Here is a 17,538-nt window from a genome sequence, read left to right as displayed (position 1 = left end):
GCAGGAGCCACGCAATGAAAACATGTTTGATTGTCGATGACAGCCGCGTGGTCAGAAAGGTGGCGCGCAAGATCCTGGAGGATCTCGGCTTTGCCTGCACCGAAGCGGAGGACGGCAAGGTCGCCCTGGACGAATGCATCAAGAAACTTCCCGATCTTGTCCTTCTGGATTGGAACATGCCGAACATGAACGGCATAGAATTCAGCCGCGCCTTGAGGAAATTGCCGAACGGGCAGAACCCCATCGTCGTGTTCTGCACGACCGAGAATGATCTGAAGCATATTCAGGAAGCGCTGGCCGCCGGCGCCAACGAATATATCATGAAACCCTTCGACAGCGGAATTATCGGCGGCAAGCTGCAGCAGCTTGGCCTCATCGACAAATTGAACTGAAGTCAGGCGCGATGACAGACCCTCTTCACACCATAGCCAAAACGGACGGGCAGAAGACCCGTTCCGATAATTCCGCGAATGCTTCTGGCTCGGGATGTTACAGAGTCATGATCGTGGACGATTCCGCGGTGGTGCGGGGATTGATCGCGCGCGCCGTCGATGGGCATCCTTTGATGCAGGTCGCGGCCTCCGCCGCCAATGGCGAGATAGCGGTCAAGACCCTCGAGGTTACGCCTGTCGATGTTATCATTCTCGATATCGAAATGCCGGTCATGGACGGGCTGACGGCCTTGCCAAAACTTCTGGCGATCGATCCGGCGGTCAAAGTTATCGTGGCTTCCACGCTCAGCTTGAAAAATGCGGCCATCAGCATGAAGGCGCTTGAGCTCGGCGCGACCGATTATATGCCGAAGCCAAGCTCGACGCGGGAGCTGACGACGGCGCGCGATTTCAAGGACGAATTGATCGAGAAAGTCCTGGCGCTTGCCATCGCCGCCAGAAAGGCGGGCGTCCGGCGCGCCGATCCCGCGACTCTGCCCCCTAAGCCGCAGGTAGCCGTATCGGCGCCGGCCCCCATCGCAAAAGTCGCGAGCCTTCCTGTCAGACCTCCGCCGGAAGCGAGGGGCAAGATCAATCTGCGCCCGATGCCGCTTCAGCGTCCGCATATCGTGGCGATAGGCAGCTCCACCGGAGGGCCTCAGGCCCTCATGCGCGTCATCAAGGATATCGGTACGATATCGCAGCCGGTTATCATCACGCAGCATATGCCGCCGAATTTTACGACGATCATGGCGCAAAGCATTGCCAAGGAATGCGGCGTGACCTGCGTCGAAGCCCAGGACGGCATGGCCTGCGAGGCCGGAATTTATTATGTCGCGCCGGGCGATTATCATATGCTGGTTCAGAATCGTTCCGGAAAGACCATTTTGACCATCAATCGCGATCCGCCCGAAAACTTTTGCCGCCCTGCCGTCGATCCGATGCTGCGTTCCGCCGTGGCGGTTTACGGGCAGAGAATATTGGTCGTGATTTTGACCGGCATGGGTCAGGATGGCTGCCTGGGCGGAACGAAAGTCGTCGAAGCAGGCGGGGCCGTCATCGCCCAGGATGAGGCTACCAGCGTTGTCTGGGGCATGCCGGGCGCGGCGGCTCATGCCGGGATTTGCTCGGCCGTTCTTCCGGTGGGAGATATCGGCAGGTGCGTGCGCAAGATCGTGGGGGCAACATGAAACCGGAAGATTTCGATTTCTTCGCCTCGACCTTGAAGCAGCGCTCCGGCCTGGTGCTGAGCCGCGACAAGGCTTATCTGCTTGAATCGCGCCTGATGCCGGTGGCGCGCAAATGGAATCTGAAGGGCCTGGACGATCTTGCGACCGCGCTGCGCATGAAGCGCGACGAAACGATGTGGCGCGACGTTACCGAGGCGATGACCACGAACGAATCCTCCTTTTTCCGCGATCAGAGACCGTTCGACCAGTTGAAACAGGTCGTGCTGCCGAAACTGCTCGAAACGCGAACGGCGCGCAGGAATATCCGCATCTGGTCGGCGGCCTCGTCGAGCGGCCAGGAAGCTTATTCGATCGCCATGGTCCTGGCGGACATGGCGCCTAAACTGAACGGCTGGAAGATCGAGATCATCGGCACCGATCTTTCGGCGGAAATGGTCGAGCGCGCCAAGAGCGGCATCTATAGTCAATTCGAGGTGCAGCGCGGCTTGCCGGTTACGCATCTCGTGAAGCACTTCACGCAGCAGAGCGATAAGTGGCAGATCAACCAGAATCTGCGCGACATGGTAAGTTTCAGGGAACTGAACCTGCTGCAGGATTTCGGCCCTATCGGCACGTTTGATGTGATTTTCTGCCGCAATGTTCTGATTTATTTCGACCAGCCGACCAAGGCCAAAGTCCTCGACGCGATCGGTAATGTCATACAGACTGACGGTGCGCTCTATCTCGGCGGCGCCGAGACGGTGCTGGGCGTCAGCGAGAAGTTCAAGCCGCTCGATACCCATCGCGGGCTTTATGTGCCGCAGAAGCTGGCCGCGGATCATTATAAGTAAAAGCCCCGCCGTTCTGCTTATCATCCCCATTAACCATAAATAAAACCGGCTGCGACGCTTGCGGCCCGACGATGCGCGTGGCTATAGTCATAGCGGTTTTTTGATCCCAAATAACATCAAGGAGAATGGTTATGACGCAGGCCAATCTTGTACCATCGTTCATTGCCGCCGCCTACGAAGCCGCGAGCAATAGTAATGCGGATTATAAGGCGTTTCTTGAGGCATATAGGGGGGCTCTTCCTACACATCCCGAACTTGGTGATCCTGCGTTGACCGAGAGGATCGTGGACACCGCTAACAGGGGAAACACTCCCAGCGTGCGGCAGGCAGCGTATCGGACTCTGGATGTGATCGCCGAGGCGCGGCCCGATCTTCTGGATAACGAAATGGCGGTAGGCGTTGCAATGGGGGCCGCCTCAGGTATGCAGAAAGACTCATGCATGGTGGCGCTGAATACGGCGAGAGTGATTGTCGAGCACCGTCCCGATTTTGCGAAGGCCATGCGAACCGTTGCGAAGGAAGTTGCGGCAAGGACATGGCCGAATTGGTGTCAGTCGCTGGAGAAAGCTATCGACAAAGGACTCCAGAATTCGCGTCGGCCTCTCGCACTGTCGCGGGTCACGGAAAGCCTGTTGCAGCTTACTGCGCAATAAACCGCATTTCGGCTTCGGAGCAGTCCGTCTAAGCCGTCGCCGCGCCCGCCGCTTTGGCCGCGCCCGGCTTGGCGGCTTCGGCGCTGGCCGGATCGCGCAGCACATAGCCGCGTCCCCAGACCGTTTCGATGTAGTTGTCGCCGCTGGTGGCGGTCGCGAGCTTCTTGCGCAGCTTGCAGACGAAGACGTCGATGATCTTGAGCTCAGGCTCGTCCATGCCGCCATAAAGGTGGTTCAGGAACATTTCCTTGGTCAGCGTCGTGCCCTTGCGCAGCGACAGCAGTTCGAGGATGCCATATTCCTTGCCGGTGAGATGCAGCGGCGCGCTATCGACTTCCACCGTGCGGGTGTCGAGATTGACCGTCAGGCGGCCGGTGCGGATGACGCTGTCGGAATGCCCCTTGCTGCGGCGGATGATGGCGTGGATGCGCGCCACCAGTTCGCGCCGGTCGAACGGCTTGGTGAGGTAATCGTCCGCGCCGACGCCAAGGCCTTTGATCTTGTTGTCGAGTTCGGTAAGGCCCGATAAAATCAGAATCGGCGTCGATACCCGCGCCGAGCGCAGCCGGCGCAAGACTTCATAGCCGTCGATGTCAGGCAGCATGAGGTCGAGGATGATGATGTCGTAATCGTAGATCTTGCCGATTTCGAGGCCGTCTTCGCCGAGATCGGTAATATCGACAATGAAGCCTTCGGCCTGGAGCATCAGTTCGATGCTCTTGGCGACAGAGGTATCGTCTTCAACGAGTAGAACGCGCATGACATGCCTCGTATCTGATTAAAGAAATTAAACTCACGCTGTCAGTATTAATCAATTATAAAATTAACGAAAAAGATTAACAAATTCTAAAGACCGTTAACATTTCCGGAAATGATGATGATTTGGTAACCATTTTAGTCGCAGAATTCAGTGCCTTAGCCATGGAACTGAATCTTTTATGATTACCGAAGCCCAACGCCTGATTGCCCGTCTGGAAACCATTCCGACTCACCGAGTCTATGGCCGCGTTGCCGCCGTGCAGGGTCTTTTGATCGAAGCTGCGGGGCTTGAGCATTACGTCGCCGTCGGCGGGCGCTGCGTGATCAGCGCGCGCGGCGGACGCCGCGTGCTGGCCGAAGTGGTCGGCTTCCGCGATGACCGGGTGCTGCTGCTCCCCTTCGGCACGATTGATGGCATCGGCCTCGGCTGCAAAACCGAAGTGGCGGAAAGCCAGCCGACGATTTCACCGACCGATGCATGGCTGGGGCGCGTCATCAACGCGCTGGGCGAGCCTATCGACGGCAAGGGGCCGCTGCCTCAGGGGCAGATCGCCATGCCGATCCGCAACACCCCGCCGCCCGCCAATGCGCGGCAGCGGGTGGGCGGCAAGCTCGACCTCGGCGTGCGCGCGCTCAACACGTTCCTGACCTGCTGCCAGGGCCAGCGCATGGGAATTTTCGCCGGGTCGGGCGTCGGAAAATCCAGTTTGCTGTCGATGATCGCCCGTTATACGTCCGCCGATATTTCCGTCATCGGCCTGATCGGCGAGCGCGGACGCGAGGTTCAGGAATTCATCCATGACGATCTCGGCGTGGAAGGCCTGGCGCGCAGCGTGGTGATCGTCGCGACGTCCGATGAAGCCGCGCTGCTCAGGCGGCAGGCGGCCTATATGACGCTCGCGGTCTCGGAATATTTCCGCGATCGGGGAAAATCCGTGCTGTGCCTGATGGACAGCGTGACGCGCTTTGCCATGTCGCAGCGGGAAATCGGCCTGTCGGCGGGCGAGCCGCCGACCACCAAAGGCTATCCGCCTACCGTGTTCGCCGAACTGCCGAAGCTGCTGGAGCGCGCCGGGCCGGGCACGACGGGGCAGGGGTCGATCACCGGCCTGTTCACCGTGCTGGTCGACGGCGACGATCATAACGAGCCGATTGCCGACGCGGTGCGCGGCATTCTGGACGGGCATATCGTTCTCGACCGCGCCATTGCTGAACGTGGGCGCTATCCCGCCATCAATGTGCTGCGCAGCATCTCGCGCACCATGCCGAACTGCAACAGCGCGGCGGAAAACCAGATCGTGAACCGGGCGCGGCGTAGCCTGGCGAATTACGAGAACATGGCGGAGCTCATCCGCCTCGGCGCTTACCGCCGCGGCTCGGACACCGACACCGACGCCGCCATCGACGTTTATCCGCAGCTTGAAGAATTCATTCACCAGCGAATCGACGAGCGCGCCGACCTGGCCTCCGGTTATGCCGGGCTGGCGAAGATTTTTAATCTGCAATGGCCATGAAGACCCTCGGCACGCTCATCAAGCTGCAAAAATCGCTGGTGGACGAACAACGGCGGATGCTGACGGATTTGCAAAACATTCTCGACCGCATCGATCATGAGATCGTGGAACTGACCGTCGCGCAGGCGAGGGAGGAGGGCGTCGTGCGCGACGCCGAGCCGGTCGCGCGGCAGACATTCTCGCTGTTCATCATGACGGTCAAGGCGAGGCTGGAACGCTTGATGGCGGCGAAACAGCAGGCGGTCGAAGAAGTCGAAAAAGCCCGCGAGAAGCTGGCGGAACTGTTCGAGGCGCAAAAACGCTACGAGATCATCAGCGAGCAGCGCGAAGCCGCCGCGCTCGCCGAGGAAAACCGCCAGGAACAAATGGAACTCGACGAAACCGCCGCGCAGGGGCACCAGCGGAGGAAGCGGGAGGAGTAAACCTAAACTCGTAGCCCCGTTCCTTGCCTTCCCAGCCGCAGCCAGTTCTGCGAACCTTGCTGAAACAGCAGCGTGCCCGTATAGCCTGTCGCACTGAGCGTGTTGGCGAACGCGGCCTGAAGCTCATGGCGCAGCGTCTGCTCCAGCGGCTGCTCGCTGCGCAGCATTAGATCGAACTTTTTCTGCTGGACGAATCCATCGAGTTGAAGCACGCCGAGCCGGGTGAAAGTCACGTCGATGACGAAGCGCGTTTGTTTCTCGTCTTTCTCCTGCTGGTCCTGCTGCCGCTCGTCATTGTGATGCACATAGATATGCATTTGCGTAAGCTGCCCTTGGTCCTGCCACGGCAGATGATAAACCCGCCAGTTTCCTACCGTCGGGTCGGTCGTGGTTTCCGCGCCTCGGCGCAATTCATTCTGGAGTTCGTCGAGCAGTGCCTTCTTGCCCGCCTTTTCCAGCGCCCCGATGGTTTTGTCGCCAAGCCATTGCCGCAATTCGCCCTGATTCAGCGCCGACATCAGAAACAGCATCGCGCCCGGCAGGGCCTGGTTCATTTGCGGCATGCGCTGGCTGAGGAAATTCTGCTGCGCGACCGGATCGAAACCTTGCGCCAGCAATTGCCGGAGCGCGGGCCATGATTGCGCCGCGGGATCGGCGATGGGCGCGTCCTCGCGGCCGGACATGAGTTTCAGGATCAGCGTGCTGCCGGGCGTCAAGGCGGCATTGGTTTTCAGCAGGATGGAGGTATTTCCGGCGGTGGCTATGGGCTGTCCCAGAGGACTGCTGCCGACGACGGCGGCGAATTCGCCTTCGGCCAATTCCGGCAGAGGCTGCCGGGGCTGAACGACATGCTGAATCTTCAGGTTCAGCAATTGTCCCTGATTAAGCTGCGGCAGAGTCGGCCCGGAATTCTGCACGGGCGCGGCAGAAGTTTGAGCGCCGCCCGGCGGTTTCGGCGCGTCCGCCTGGTTGCCGGTCACGGCCTGCAGGAATTGCTGGCTGAGTTTTACCGCCTGGCGCAGCATGCTGTCCTTGATGTCGTTCATGACCGACGGCATGGAGGAAGATGGATTTGGCCTGGCCGGATTGGCAGAAGGATTTGCGGGCAGAACCACCGCTTGCAAGGTCGTGCCCTCGATGCTGCCGCGCATCGCGCCTTGCGCTGCCGGAGATTGACCCGCCGCTGCGGCGGTTACCGGCTGAAATAGCAGATTGGCGGTCGGGCCGCCGCTTGCCGGGTTGAGCTGCAGTTGGAGCGGCGCGCCGTCGCTGATATAAGATATCAGCAATTGCGCCATCTGCGGATTGGCGCGCAGCGAGGGCAGACTGAATGAAATGAGGCCGAGAGGCGTATCCAGCGCCATGGTGTTGCGCGCCACCAGCTGCAACTGCCCTTCCAGAACCGCCGGCTGGGCCAGTGTCTGCAACGGCGCGGGCAGGTCGATGATCTGCACCGGCAGCGCGGGAGGAATGGCCGCCGGAACGGGCTGCGCCGTCGGGGGGGTGATTGGCACCGGTGGGATTGCGTCTGCCATTAGAGTCCGGCCCATTTAAACGGCATTATTGCTCCGTCTCGTATTCATCGCTTCAAGGATAATTCCAGCGTCATTGAAACGATTCATAGGTGGTCTTTGTTTGGAACAGCATGTTGGATTTATCGCCGAGATGTTTCTTGACGATGCGGGCAACAGTGCCGTCGCTGCTGATTTCGCTGATAACCGTATCGATCATTTTCTTAAGCTCAAGCTCATGGTCGTTGAAGCCGATCGTAAGCGGATAGTTCAATAATGGCGCTTCCGGCGATATGTCCTTGAGCTTCCCTGGATTGCTCGCAAGATAGCTGGCTGCCAGCAAATAGTCCCTGAACATAGCGTCAGCTTTGCCCGTGGTAACCTGGTTGATCTCGTCGGCGATGGAATTATTTTGTGTCATATTGATCCTCCCCGCTTGCGGGAACATGGCGTTTGCCATTGTAACGGTCGCGTCGCCGTCGGTGACGGCAATTTTGTAGGCCGGATCGTTGAGAGCCGAAACATTGCCGTCAAAGCGCGCATCATCGCCCCGTACCCATACGCTGATTGGATCATAGAAAAGGGGCAGTGAGAAAACGGTGTTTCTTGCCCGGTTTCCCGATGGCCATAGTCCGGCGCAAAAGGCGTCATAGCGTCCGGTAACGAAACCGGCATTGATGTTGCCATAACCGACTTCCTCCACCCATTCGACTTTGAGATTCAGGCGGCTGCTGATCTCATTGAGCAGATCATAGAATATGCCGGAGAATTGGCGCGTGTTCGGGTCGATGATCAGCATCGGTTCATAAGATGCGTAAGCGCAACGCAGAACGCCGGTTTTCAATACACGTTCATAGGCGGTTAATTTGGCTGCCGGGGATGATGGCGCGGCAGGTTCGGTGCCGGGATGATAAAAACTAACTGCAAGCGAAACAATGGCGGCAACGATTGCGGTTATGACGATATTCTTCATGTCCGAACCTTTCTGCGGAAGTCTTTGAATAAGTAAGACAATAGGCAAGTCTATTGCAAGACGGGCATTTTACTTCCCGAACGCCTGATTGACCAGAGCGGTCACATCGGTCGCCGCTTCGGCTTCGGGCGAACGCACGAATATGGAGGTCTGGGCGCGGATGGCCTCGCGCACCTTGTTATCGCGACGGATGATGCCCGCGAGCGGCGGCGCGTAATGCAGGAAGTTTTCGCAGGCTTTCTTGATGGTTTCGTAGGTTCTCGTCCCATCGGCCTGGTTCGCGGCCATATTGACCGTGATCCGAAGGTCGGCTTGCGGGTTGGCGGCGCGCACCAGCTTGATGAAGGCATAGGCATCCGTGAGCGACGTCGGCTCGTCATTGACGACGACGAATCCGATCGCGGCGGGCCCGGCCATATATCGCACCGAACGGTCGACGCCCGCGCCAAGATCGACCACCACATGATCGTAATTCCTGGCGAGCGCGATGAGATCGGCGCGCAAATCGTTCAGTTTCTGCGTCGGCAGCGAGGCAAGATTGCCGGAGCCGGAGCGGCCCGCCAGCACGTCGAATTTCCCTTCGGCATAGGGCGTGATCGCGCCCGCCAGCGTGACCCTGCCGTCGATGACAGCGCCGAGGTCTTGCGCGGGGGTGAGGCCGAGCTGGATATCGATATTGGCGAGGCCGAGATCGCCGTCGAACAGCAAAACTTTTTTGCCGCGAGCGGCGAGCGCGTGGCACAGGCTGATCGAGAACCAGGTCTTGCCGACGCCGCCCTTGCCGCTGGCGACGGCGTAAAGGTTCGGCACGCGCAGCGCGGCGGGCGCTCCGGCGTTCAGGGGGATAGGATCGGTCATCGGAACCTCTCTTTACGCATGAGTGCCGGTTTGCGGCAGAAGGGGACGCGCGGTTTCATCGCGCTGCAACGGCGTCAGCAGCGTTTGCGCCACGATAATGGGGTTGAGCGGCGCGAGCGGCTCCGCGACTTTGGGCGAGCGGCTGATATTGGCGAGCGGCAGCCCGCTTTCATGCGCGATATTGAGCATGGTGCCGAGCCGGCGCGCCACATCGCCGCGCGTGAGCAGCAGGCGCGCCGCGCCGAGGCTGCGGAATGCCTTGGCGAGCGCGGTGCCGTCTTCGCTGTCATAGCCGCAGGGCAGCACCAGCGCGATATCGCAGACCGCATCGCCGATCATTTGCAGGAATTCGTGCCGTTCGCTCTCGTCATAGGGATTGCGTCCGGCGGTATCGATCAAGACCGTGCTGCCGGCGGAAAGCTCGATCATCGTGTCGCGCACCGCTTGCGGCTCCTCGATTTCCAGCAGTCTCACTTTGAGCAGGTTGGTGAAAGCTGCCAGCTGCTCGATTCCCCCGGCGCGCGAAAGATCGGTGGTAATGACCGTCACCGGGCGTTTCTTCATCTTCGCTTCGGTCGCCAGTTTCGCGATGGCCAAGGTCTTGCCCGCGCCCGGCGGTCCCACCAGCACCAGCGGCCTGGCCGGGACATCGTCAAGCGGCCTGAACTTCATATGCGCGTCGAATCCGGCGGCCAGGGCGATCACCGCGTCTTCTTCGGCGAAATTGATCGCGCTGGAGATAAGTTTTTCGGCCAGCGCGGCATGGACGCCGTGGCGGTACAGCGCGTCGGTGATCGGCTCGATAATATCTTGAGATTCCGCGGCGGGCTTGGCGGACGGCATGGCGGGCGCGTCGTCGAGAGCGGCCGTGACGCGCACGCCGCCCATGTCGTCTTCCCGCGTCGCCACGATAATGGCGTCGTCGCCCAGCGCCTGGCGCGCCTGGCGCATGGCGTCGGCAATAGTCGGGCCGTGGAAGGATTTCAGACGCATGCGCTACCTAAATCTGTCCCAATGTCTTGATCTTGGCCTTCGGGTGGATCTCGTTCTGCGACATCACGACCGTGTTGGAACGGAAGCGTTCGATGATCGAGCGCACATAAGGGCGAATGGCCGGACTGGTCAGCAGGACGGGCTGCTCGCCCATCGCCGCGAATCTATCATAGGTTTCCCGGACGCTGCGGATGAATTGCTGCAATTTGCTGGGGGCTAGCGCGAGTTGCCTTTCGTCGCCCTGCCCGACCAAGGCTTCAATATAATCCCGCTCCCATTCCGGCGACAGAGTGAGAAGGGGGATGTAACCCATCTCATTGGCATGCTGGTCGGAGATTTGCCGGGCGAGGCGCATCCGCACATGCTCGCCGATCATGGTCAGATTGCGCGTCGCGTTGGCGGCCTCGGCGATGCCTTCGAGGATGGTCGAAAGATCGCGGACCGAAATGCGCTCGGCGAGGAGTCCTTGCAGCACGCGCTGCAGCCCCGTCACGGTGATCTGGGCGGGAATGACGTCGGCGACCAGTTTCTGCTGTTCCTTGCCGAGCTCGTCGAGAAGCTTCTGCGTCTCGGCGTAGGACAGCATTTCCGACATGTTGTCCTTGACCAGTTCGGTCAGATGCGTGGTGATGACGGTCGGCGGATCGACCGCCGAATAGCCTTTGAACAGCGCCTCCTCGCGATAGGTTTGATCGATCCACATCGCGGGCAGCCCGAAGACCGGCTCGGTCGTCATTTCGCCGGGCAGGGCGATGGCGTCGCCGCGCGGGTCCATGACCAGTAGCATGCCGGGCCGCAATTCGCCGCGTCCCGCCTCGATTTCCTTAAAGCGGATGACATAGCTGTTCGGCGGCAATTGCAGATTATCCTGGATGCGCACGGCGGGCATGATGAATCCCATATCGCTGGCCAATTGCCTGCGCAGTCCCTTGATCTGTTCGGTCAGCTTATGCCCCTGGTCGCTGTTGATAAGCGCCAGCAGCGAATAGCCGAGTTCGAGCCGCACGATGTCGATGGCCAGGGACTTGGTGATCGGCTCCTCGGCCACGGGTATGGCCTTGATTTTATCGGCGTCGGCTTTGATCTTGGCGGTGGCGGTATCGCGCTGTTTCTTGCCGCCATAATAAGCGCCGTATCCGGAAATGCCGGCGAGCAGCATGAAGGGAAATATGGGCATTCCCGGAACCACGGCCAGAATGGCAAGCATCCCGGAGGCCAGGCCGAGCGCGACCGGATAGCCGCCGAGCTGGGTAAACAGCGCCTTGTCGGTCGAGCCCGTCTGGCCGGCCTTCGAGACCAGCATACCGGCGGCGACGGAAACGAGCAGCGCGGGAATTTGCGTAACGAGGCCGTCGCCGACCGTGAGGCGGACATAGGTATCCGCCGCTTCCAGAACTTTCATGTCGTGGCGGATGGCGCCGATGGCGATGCCGCCGATGCCGTTGATGAAGGTGATGATCAGGCCCGCGACCGCGTCGCCGCGCACGAATTTCGCCGCGCCGTCCATCGAGCCGAAGAAGCTGCTCTCGTCTTCAAGCTCCTTGCGCCTTGCGCGCGCCGTGGCTTCGTCGATGAGGCCGGAGGACAGATCGGCGTCGATCGCCATTTGCTTGCCGGGCATCGCGTCGAGAGTGAAGCGCGCCGCGACTTCGGCGATGCGTCCCGAACCCTTGGTGATGACGACGAAGTTCACGATGGTGATGATGGCGAACACGATGACGCCGATGATGAAATCGCCGCCCATGACGAAATTGGCGAAGGCGCTGACGACCTGTCCCGCCGCTTCCGTGCCTTCATTGCCGTGAGAGAGAACCAGGCGCGTCGTGCCCAGGTTGAGAGACAGCCTAAGCAGCGTGGCGATCAGCAGGACGGTCGGAAAAGAGCTGAAATCGAGCGGTTTGGTGATAAACAGAACGATCATCAGGATGATGACGGCGAAAGTGATGGAGATAGCAAGGCCGAAATCCACCAGCACGGGCGGCAGCGGCACCATCAGGACGCTTAAAATGGTGATGAGCGCTATCGCCAGCCATACTTCGCCGCGACGCCACATGCTTACATTGTCATTCGCGCCGCCCGAACCTCCGGCAACGGCCAGATTGGTTCCGGTCGTCTCGATCATGAGATGGCCCGCTCGGCTTCACCCGCCGCGGGAACCGGCACGCCGTCTTCGGAATATTGCTTGAGCTTGTTGCGCAAGGTGCGGATCGAAATGCCGAGAATATTGGCGGCATGCGTGCGATTGCCGAGCGTATGCTGCAACGTATCGATGATGAGATCGCGTTCGACGTCGGCGACCGTGCGTCCCACCTGCGATCCGGCGGGGCCGCCTTGCGACCGTCCGGTAAGCTGGGCCGCTATGGCGGCGGGGGATACATGGTCGGGCGCCATATCCTGCCCGGAGAGCATGATCGCTTCCGGCCCGATCTCGTTGCCCCGCGCCAGCAACACGGCGCGGTGCATGGTATTTTCCAGTTCGCGGACATTGCCGCGCCAGTGGTGGCCGACCAGAAGATTGATCGTCGCGGGGGTAAGAGGCCGGGAAGCCACGCCGTTGGTCTTGGAATATTTCTCGGCAAAATGCTCCGCCAGCAGCGGAATGTCGCCCGGACGCTCCCGCAAGGCAGGCAGCGCGAGATTCACGACGTTCAGGCGGTAATACAAATCCTCCCGGAACCGCTTGGCCTTGACCTCGGCTTCCAGATTGCGGTTGGACGTGGCCAGCAGGCGGATATCGATTTTCACCGGCTGCGTGCCGCCGACGCGGTCGATCTCGCGCTCCTGAACGGCGCGCAGCAGCTTGGCCTGCAGGCGCAAATCCATTTCGCTGATTTCGTCGAGCAGCAGTGTGCCGCCGTTGGCCTCCTCGAATTTGCCGATCCGGCGCGCCACGGCGCCGGTGAAGGCTCCCTTTTCATGGCCGAACAGTTCGGATTCCAGCAGATTGTCGGGAATGGCGGCGCAATTGACCGACACGAAATTATGATGCGCCCGCTTGCTCTTGCGGTGGATCAGCCGCGCCATGACTTCCTTGCCGGTTCCGCTTTCGCCGGTAATGAGGACGGAGGCGTCGCTGGGGGCGATTTTTTCGGCGAGCTCGATGGCGGGCCTCATGGCCGGGTCGCGGGCGATGATGGCGTTGTTTTCCTCGGCCACGGCTTCGAGAACGGCGGCGATCAGGTCGGCGTCGGGAGGCAGGGGCACATATTCCTTGGCGCCCGCGCGGATGGCGCGAACGGCGGCGCTGGCGTCGGTGCCGATGCCGCAGGCGACGACCGGGACGGTAATCCGCTCGGTTCTCAGGCTGGTGATCAAGGTCGCGATATCCAGCTTGATGTCGCACATGACCAGATCGGCGCCCTGGCCGCCGCGCAGCGCGGCAAGCGCCGGCTCGACGTCGTGGATATGGGCGACCTTGGCCCCGCGGCTGACGGCGATGCGCCCCGCTTCGGTGATATAGCCTTCCAAATGACCGACGATCAATAACCGCATGATGTTTCTACTGCTCCGTCTTGATGATTTCCGTCATGGTAATGCCCAGGCGGTCTTCGACCACCACCACCTCGCCGCGCGCGACGAGACGGTTGTTGACGTAGATGTCGACGGCTTCGCCGACCTTGCGATCAAGCTCGATCACCGCGCCGCGGCCCAGCTTGAGCAAATGGCTGACCGGCATTTCCGCTTTGCCGAGGACGGCGGACACCTGCACCGGGATGCCGTAGACCGCGCCAAGGTCTTCCACCGTGGCGACGGGCGCGGCTTGTTGCGGCTGTTCGACAGCCTGGCCTTCAAGCTCGCTTAGCGTTAAGGGGTCGTTATTCGTCATGGTCTTTCACTCCTAAACAGCAACATCAGTGGTGGATTCCGGAACAGTGGCCGAGGGCGCGCCGGAGCTTGCCGTGGCCGTTCCTTTAGCTTGCGCGACGGCGCGGTCGATTTCCTGCCAGATGAGATTGGCGTCGCGTTCCATGCCGCCATCCGCCCATTCGATCTTGCAATCGTAGTGTCCCAGCATGTCGTCGGCGAGCAGAACGATCTTTCCGGCATAGGCGTGGCGCGTCGTGATGGATTCAAGCGCGATTTTCAGCGAGTCGAGCAGCTCGTCATGCACCCGGATCACCAGACGCGGCTCGCGCGCCATGGCCTCCAGCGCCCGGTTGACCAGCGACTGAATTTCACCGAAGCCGTGCTGCGCCGCGAAGTCCGGCAAAAGCTTGTGCGCGATGGTCAGGGCGATAGCCATGATATCGGCTTTCTGTTCCGCGCTGTCCTTGGCCGCCTGATCGAGCAGGCGTTCCAGATGCCGTTCGATTTGCTGCGCCGCCGTCAGGACGGCCGCCGTCTGGGTCTTGATGGAGGCTTGCTCGGCGGCGGCATGGCCTTCGGCGTAAGCGGCCTGCCTGGCTTCGTCCAGCTGCGCCTGCGAGAAGGTCGGCTCTATTTTCTGCGCGCCCGCGTCGTCGGGCTGCAGCCCGTCGAAGGAACGGTCGAAAAGGAATTTCTGCCGGGTGGGTGGCTGAGGTGTGGTCATGGTCAGTACAACATCTCGTCTTCTTCTTCATCCTTGCTGATGACGATTTCGCCTTTCGCCGCGAGGTCTTTGGCGACCTGCACCAGATGCTGCTGGCTTTCCTCGACATCGCGGATGCGGACCGGGCCGAGCGCCTGCATGTCTTCGCGCAGCAGCTTGGCGGCGCGTTCCGACATATTGCTGAAGAACAGGTCGCGCATGGTTTCCGACGCGCCCTTGAGCGCCGTCGGCAGCTTCGTCTTGTCGGCGACGCGCAGCATCGCCTGGACGGCTGGACCTTTGAGCTTGCCCAAATCCTCGAACGTGAACATCAGGGCCTTGATCTTCTCCGAGGCGTCGCGGTTGCGCTCTTCCAGGGCCGTGAGGAACTTCGCTTCGCTGGCGCGGTCGAGATTGTTGAAGATTTCGGCCATGATTTCATGCGGATCGCGGCGGTTGGTGCGGGCGAGATTGCTCATGAATTCGTTGCGCAGCGTGCGCTCGATATCGTCAAGCACGTCTTTCTGCACCGATTCCATGCTGAGCATCCGGTTGACCACTTCCATGGAGAAATTTTCCGGAAGCTGCGAGAGAACGCGGGCGGCATGTTCGGGCGTGATCTTCGAAACCACGACGGCCACGGTCTGGGGATATTCGTTCTTGAGATAGCTGGCCAGCATGGCCTCGTTGACGTTGGCGAGCTTGTCCCACATCGTGCGACCGGCCGGGCCGCGTATGTCTTCCATGATGTTGCTGACGCGGCTCTTGTCCAGAACCTTCATCAGCAGCCTCTCGGTGGATTCGAGCGTGCCCGACAGCGACCCGGTCGAGGACATTTGCTCGGCGAATTCCACGAACAGCCGCTCGACGAGGTTGGAACTGACATTGCCGAGATTGGCCATCACCTGGGACAGTTCCTTGATCTCGTCATCGTTCATATGCGAGAAAATCCGCGCAGCCTGCTCCTCGCCCAGCGACAGGATGACGATGGCGGCTTTTTCCGCCCCGCTCAGGCCGCGAATGTCGTCACGAACGCGAACAGCCATATTTCTCTTGCCTCAGTTTAACGGGTTTCCTGGTAGATCCAATTGCGCAGGATCGATACGGATTCTTCCGGATGTTTCTCGATAATCTCGCCGATCTTGCGCAGCGACGACGCCTTGACGCGGCCTTCGACGCGGCCGATGTCGATCATTTGCTCGAGCGCGCTGTCGCCGCCCTCGTCCATGGGGCTCAAGCTGCCTCCCGGGCCGGCGAGTTGCGCCATGCCGCCGCCGGTCAGAGCGGCATTGCCGCCTTCCGCATTGGCGCTGGCGCCCATGGTGTTGGCGGCTTCCAGAACGCGGTTGAGCAGGGGCCTGACCACCAGGAGCAGCACAAGGACGCCGATGCCCGCCATGACCAGGATTTCGACCAGATGGAATAAATCTTCCTTCGGCACGCCGAACATCATGTCGATCAAAGGCTGTTCCGGCGGCGCTTCGGCCTGCTGGAATTTCATGTTGACCACCTCGATCGTATCGCCGCGCGAGGCTTCGAACGTGACCGCCGAACGCACTAGCGCCTTGACCTGGTCCATTTCTTCCGTGGTGCGCGGCACATAGGTCTGCTTGCCGTCCTTGTCGGTTTCGTATTTGCCGTCCACCACGACGGCCACGGACAGCCGCCGCACTTGCCCGGCTTCGCGTACCTGGTTGCGCACGGTTTTGTTGATTTCGTAATTGAGCGTTTCCTCGGTGCGGTTGTTCGAGTTATTGCTCGCGCCGGGCGCGCCGCTCTGCTCGATTCCGGCGGGGAGATTATTCTGCACCGTCACGGCGTTGCTTCCGCCCGCGCCTTCTGCGTTCTTGGCTTCCTCGGACGTGGTTTGCTGCGATCTTACGACCTGGCTGTCGGGATCGTAGATTTCCGATTGCGTCGTGATGCGGTCGAAGTCCATTTCCGCCGAGACTTTGGCGCGGACCTTGCCGAATCCCATGCTCTGGCTCAGCAAGTCTTCAATCTTGCGCGCCTGAGTCTGTTCATAATTGAGACGCATTTCGTCTTGGTTGGCGGCGCCCATCAGCCCCGCGTCCTCGCCGGTTTTCGGCTTGGCGAGCAAATTGCCCTTGTCGTCCACGATCGAAATCTGGTCGGTATGCAATTGCGGCACGGCGGCGGCGATGAGATTCTGGATCGCGGCGATCTGGGCCTGCGACAGGCCGCCGGAGCGCAAACGCAGGAAAACACTGGCGGTCGCGTTAGTCTCGGTGCGGCTGAACAGTTCGCGCTGCGGCAGCACCAGGTGAACCCGCGCCGAGGTGACGGAATTGAGCGTCGAGATCGTGCGCGCCAGCTCGCCTTCGAGCGCGCGCAGATGATTGATGTTCTGAACGAAGCTGGTGGTGCCGAAGCCTTCCTTCTGGTCGAAAATTTCGTAGCCGATGGAGCCGCCGCGCGGCAGCCCTTCTCCGGCGGCGGCCATTCTCGCCCGTCCGACCATGTCGCTCGCCACTTTGATCGATTTGCCGTCGGGCGAAATGTCGAAGGGGATTTTCATGCCTTCGAGTTTTTTGCCGATGGCCGATGCGTCCTGGCTGTCGAGATCGCTGTAGAGCAGCGACATCTGCGCCGATGTCATCCGCGAGGTCATGAAGGTGAAAAAGCCGAGCAGGGCGACGCCCACGATGCCGATAGCGGCCATGCGCAGCGGGCCGAGATTTTTTAAAGTCTGAAAGAAATTATCCACGTCGCCGCTCCTTAATGAGACCGCCCCTGTTTTATAAATCTTGAGTCTGAACGCGCTGTTAAGCCGCGCGATTAACCAAGAATGGCGAGAATTTTATGAAGATGTGATTAAGATAACCGGCAAAAAATGCCTGGTTGAACGGCAAAGGCGGAAATTTTTTCCCTGT

17 protein-coding genes are annotated in these 17,538 nt (G+C 60.4%); 6 read left to right on the top strand and 11 right to left on the bottom strand.

The genetic code is table 11. From position 1 onward, the window contains the following. Positions 1–14 precede the first annotated feature (14 nt). The 4 genes from WDO70_06560 to WDO70_06545 all read left to right on the top strand — a co-directional run bounded on the left by WDO70_06560 (position 15) and on the right by WDO70_06545 (position 3,104). Positions 15–392 carry a response regulator gene (locus tag WDO70_06560; GenBank protein ID MEJ0062858.1) on the top strand — a complete coding sequence of 126 codons (378 nt, stop codon included), beginning with the start codon at positions 15–17 and terminating at the stop codon, positions 390–392. Between the two features lie 107 nt (positions 393–499). Beyond that, on the top strand, positions 500–1,621 hold the full coding sequence (locus tag WDO70_06555; protein ID MEJ0062857.1) for a chemotaxis response regulator protein-glutamate methylesterase: 1,122 nt from the start codon (positions 500–502) through the stop codon (positions 1,619–1,621). After that, positions 1,618–2,451: a protein-glutamate O-methyltransferase gene (locus WDO70_06550; protein MEJ0062856.1), complete on the top strand. Its 834-nt coding sequence runs from the start codon at positions 1,618–1,620 to the stop codon at positions 2,449–2,451. Before WDO70_06555 ends, WDO70_06550 begins: the two co-directional genes overlap by 4 nt. 131 nt (positions 2,452–2,582) lie before the next feature. Continuing rightward, a complete protein-coding gene (locus tag WDO70_06545; GenBank protein MEJ0062855.1) occupies positions 2,583–3,104 on the top strand; it encodes a hypothetical protein in 522 nt (173 codons plus the stop codon). Between the two features lie 28 nt (positions 3,105–3,132). Here the strand turns inward: WDO70_06545 and WDO70_06540 are convergent, their stop codons facing one another. Beyond that, positions 3,133–3,864, bottom strand: a complete 732-nt coding sequence (locus tag WDO70_06540) for a response regulator transcription factor (GenBank protein MEJ0062854.1) — start codon at positions 3,862–3,864, stop codon at positions 3,133–3,135. Between the two features lie 178 nt (positions 3,865–4,042). Between WDO70_06540 and fliI the strand changes: the two genes are divergently transcribed. Together fliI and WDO70_06530 are read left to right on the top strand one after the other, a co-directional pair. Further along, positions 4,043–5,377, top strand: a complete 1,335-nt coding sequence (fliI, locus tag WDO70_06535; protein MEJ0062853.1) for a flagellar protein export ATPase FliI — start codon at positions 4,043–4,045, stop codon at positions 5,375–5,377. After that, on the top strand, positions 5,368–5,799 hold the full coding sequence (locus tag WDO70_06530) for a flagellar FliJ family protein (protein MEJ0062852.1): 432 nt from the start codon (positions 5,368–5,370) through the stop codon (positions 5,797–5,799). The genes fliI and WDO70_06530 overlap by 10 nt, the downstream gene beginning before the upstream one ends. A gap of 2 nt (positions 5,800–5,801) precedes the next feature. Here WDO70_06530 and WDO70_06525 read toward each other — a convergent pair whose 3' ends face one another. The 10 genes from WDO70_06525 to fliF all read right to left on the bottom strand — a co-directional run bounded on the left by WDO70_06525 (position 5,802) and on the right by fliF (position 17,372). Further along, a complete protein-coding gene (locus WDO70_06525) occupies positions 5,802–7,313 on the bottom strand; it encodes a hypothetical protein (protein MEJ0062851.1) in 1,512 nt (503 codons plus the stop codon). A gap of 91 nt (positions 7,314–7,404) precedes the next feature. After that, complete coding sequence (locus WDO70_06520; protein ID MEJ0062850.1) at positions 7,405–8,283, bottom strand: transporter substrate-binding domain-containing protein; 879 nt, start codon at positions 8,281–8,283, stop codon at positions 7,405–7,407. A 69-nt stretch (positions 8,284–8,352) separates the two neighbouring features. Beyond that, positions 8,353–9,141 carry a MinD/ParA family protein gene (locus WDO70_06515; protein ID MEJ0062849.1) on the bottom strand — a complete coding sequence of 263 codons (789 nt, stop codon included), beginning with the start codon at positions 9,139–9,141 and terminating at the stop codon, positions 8,353–8,355. 12 nt (positions 9,142–9,153) lie between these two features. After that, positions 9,154–10,134 (bottom strand): GTPase, encoded by a 981-nt coding sequence (locus WDO70_06510; protein ID MEJ0062848.1) that lies wholly within the window; start codon positions 10,132–10,134, stop codon positions 9,154–9,156. A gap of 7 nt (positions 10,135–10,141) precedes the next feature. Beyond that, positions 10,142–12,187 (bottom strand): flagellar biosynthesis protein FlhA, encoded by a 2,046-nt coding sequence (gene flhA / locus WDO70_06505; protein ID MEJ0062847.1) that lies wholly within the window; start codon positions 12,185–12,187, stop codon positions 10,142–10,144. Positions 12,188–12,252: 65 nt separating this feature from the next. Continuing rightward, the gene (locus WDO70_06500; GenBank protein ID MEJ0062846.1) at positions 12,253–13,626 is read right to left on the bottom strand and encodes a sigma-54 dependent transcriptional regulator; all 1,374 of its coding nucleotides are present in this window, start codon (positions 13,624–13,626) and stop codon (positions 12,253–12,255) included. A 7-nt stretch (positions 13,627–13,633) separates the two neighbouring features. After that, positions 13,634–13,960 carry a flagellar motor switch protein FliN gene (gene fliN, locus WDO70_06495; protein MEJ0062845.1) on the bottom strand — a complete coding sequence of 109 codons (327 nt, stop codon included), beginning with the start codon at positions 13,958–13,960 and terminating at the stop codon, positions 13,634–13,636. Between the two features lie 12 nt (positions 13,961–13,972). Next, a complete protein-coding gene (locus tag WDO70_06490; GenBank protein MEJ0062844.1) occupies positions 13,973–14,665 on the bottom strand; it encodes a FliH/SctL family protein in 693 nt (230 codons plus the stop codon). A 2-nt stretch (positions 14,666–14,667) separates the two neighbouring features. Next, complete coding sequence (gene fliG, locus WDO70_06485) at positions 14,668–15,690, bottom strand: flagellar motor switch protein FliG (GenBank protein ID MEJ0062843.1); 1,023 nt, start codon at positions 15,688–15,690, stop codon at positions 14,668–14,670. A gap of 17 nt (positions 15,691–15,707) precedes the next feature. Beyond that, positions 15,708–17,372 carry a flagellar basal-body MS-ring/collar protein FliF gene (gene fliF / locus WDO70_06480; protein ID MEJ0062842.1) on the bottom strand — a complete coding sequence of 555 codons (1,665 nt, stop codon included), beginning with the start codon at positions 17,370–17,372 and terminating at the stop codon, positions 15,708–15,710. Positions 17,373–17,538 lie beyond the last annotated feature (166 nt).

This window comes from Alphaproteobacteria bacterium (genome assembly GCA_037200005.1).
Taxonomy (GTDB): domain Bacteria; phylum Pseudomonadota; class Alphaproteobacteria; order UBA9219; family RFNS01; genus JBBCGY01.
Note: the sequence above shows the minus strand (reverse complement) of the source record. Positions and strands in the feature narration are given on the sequence as shown.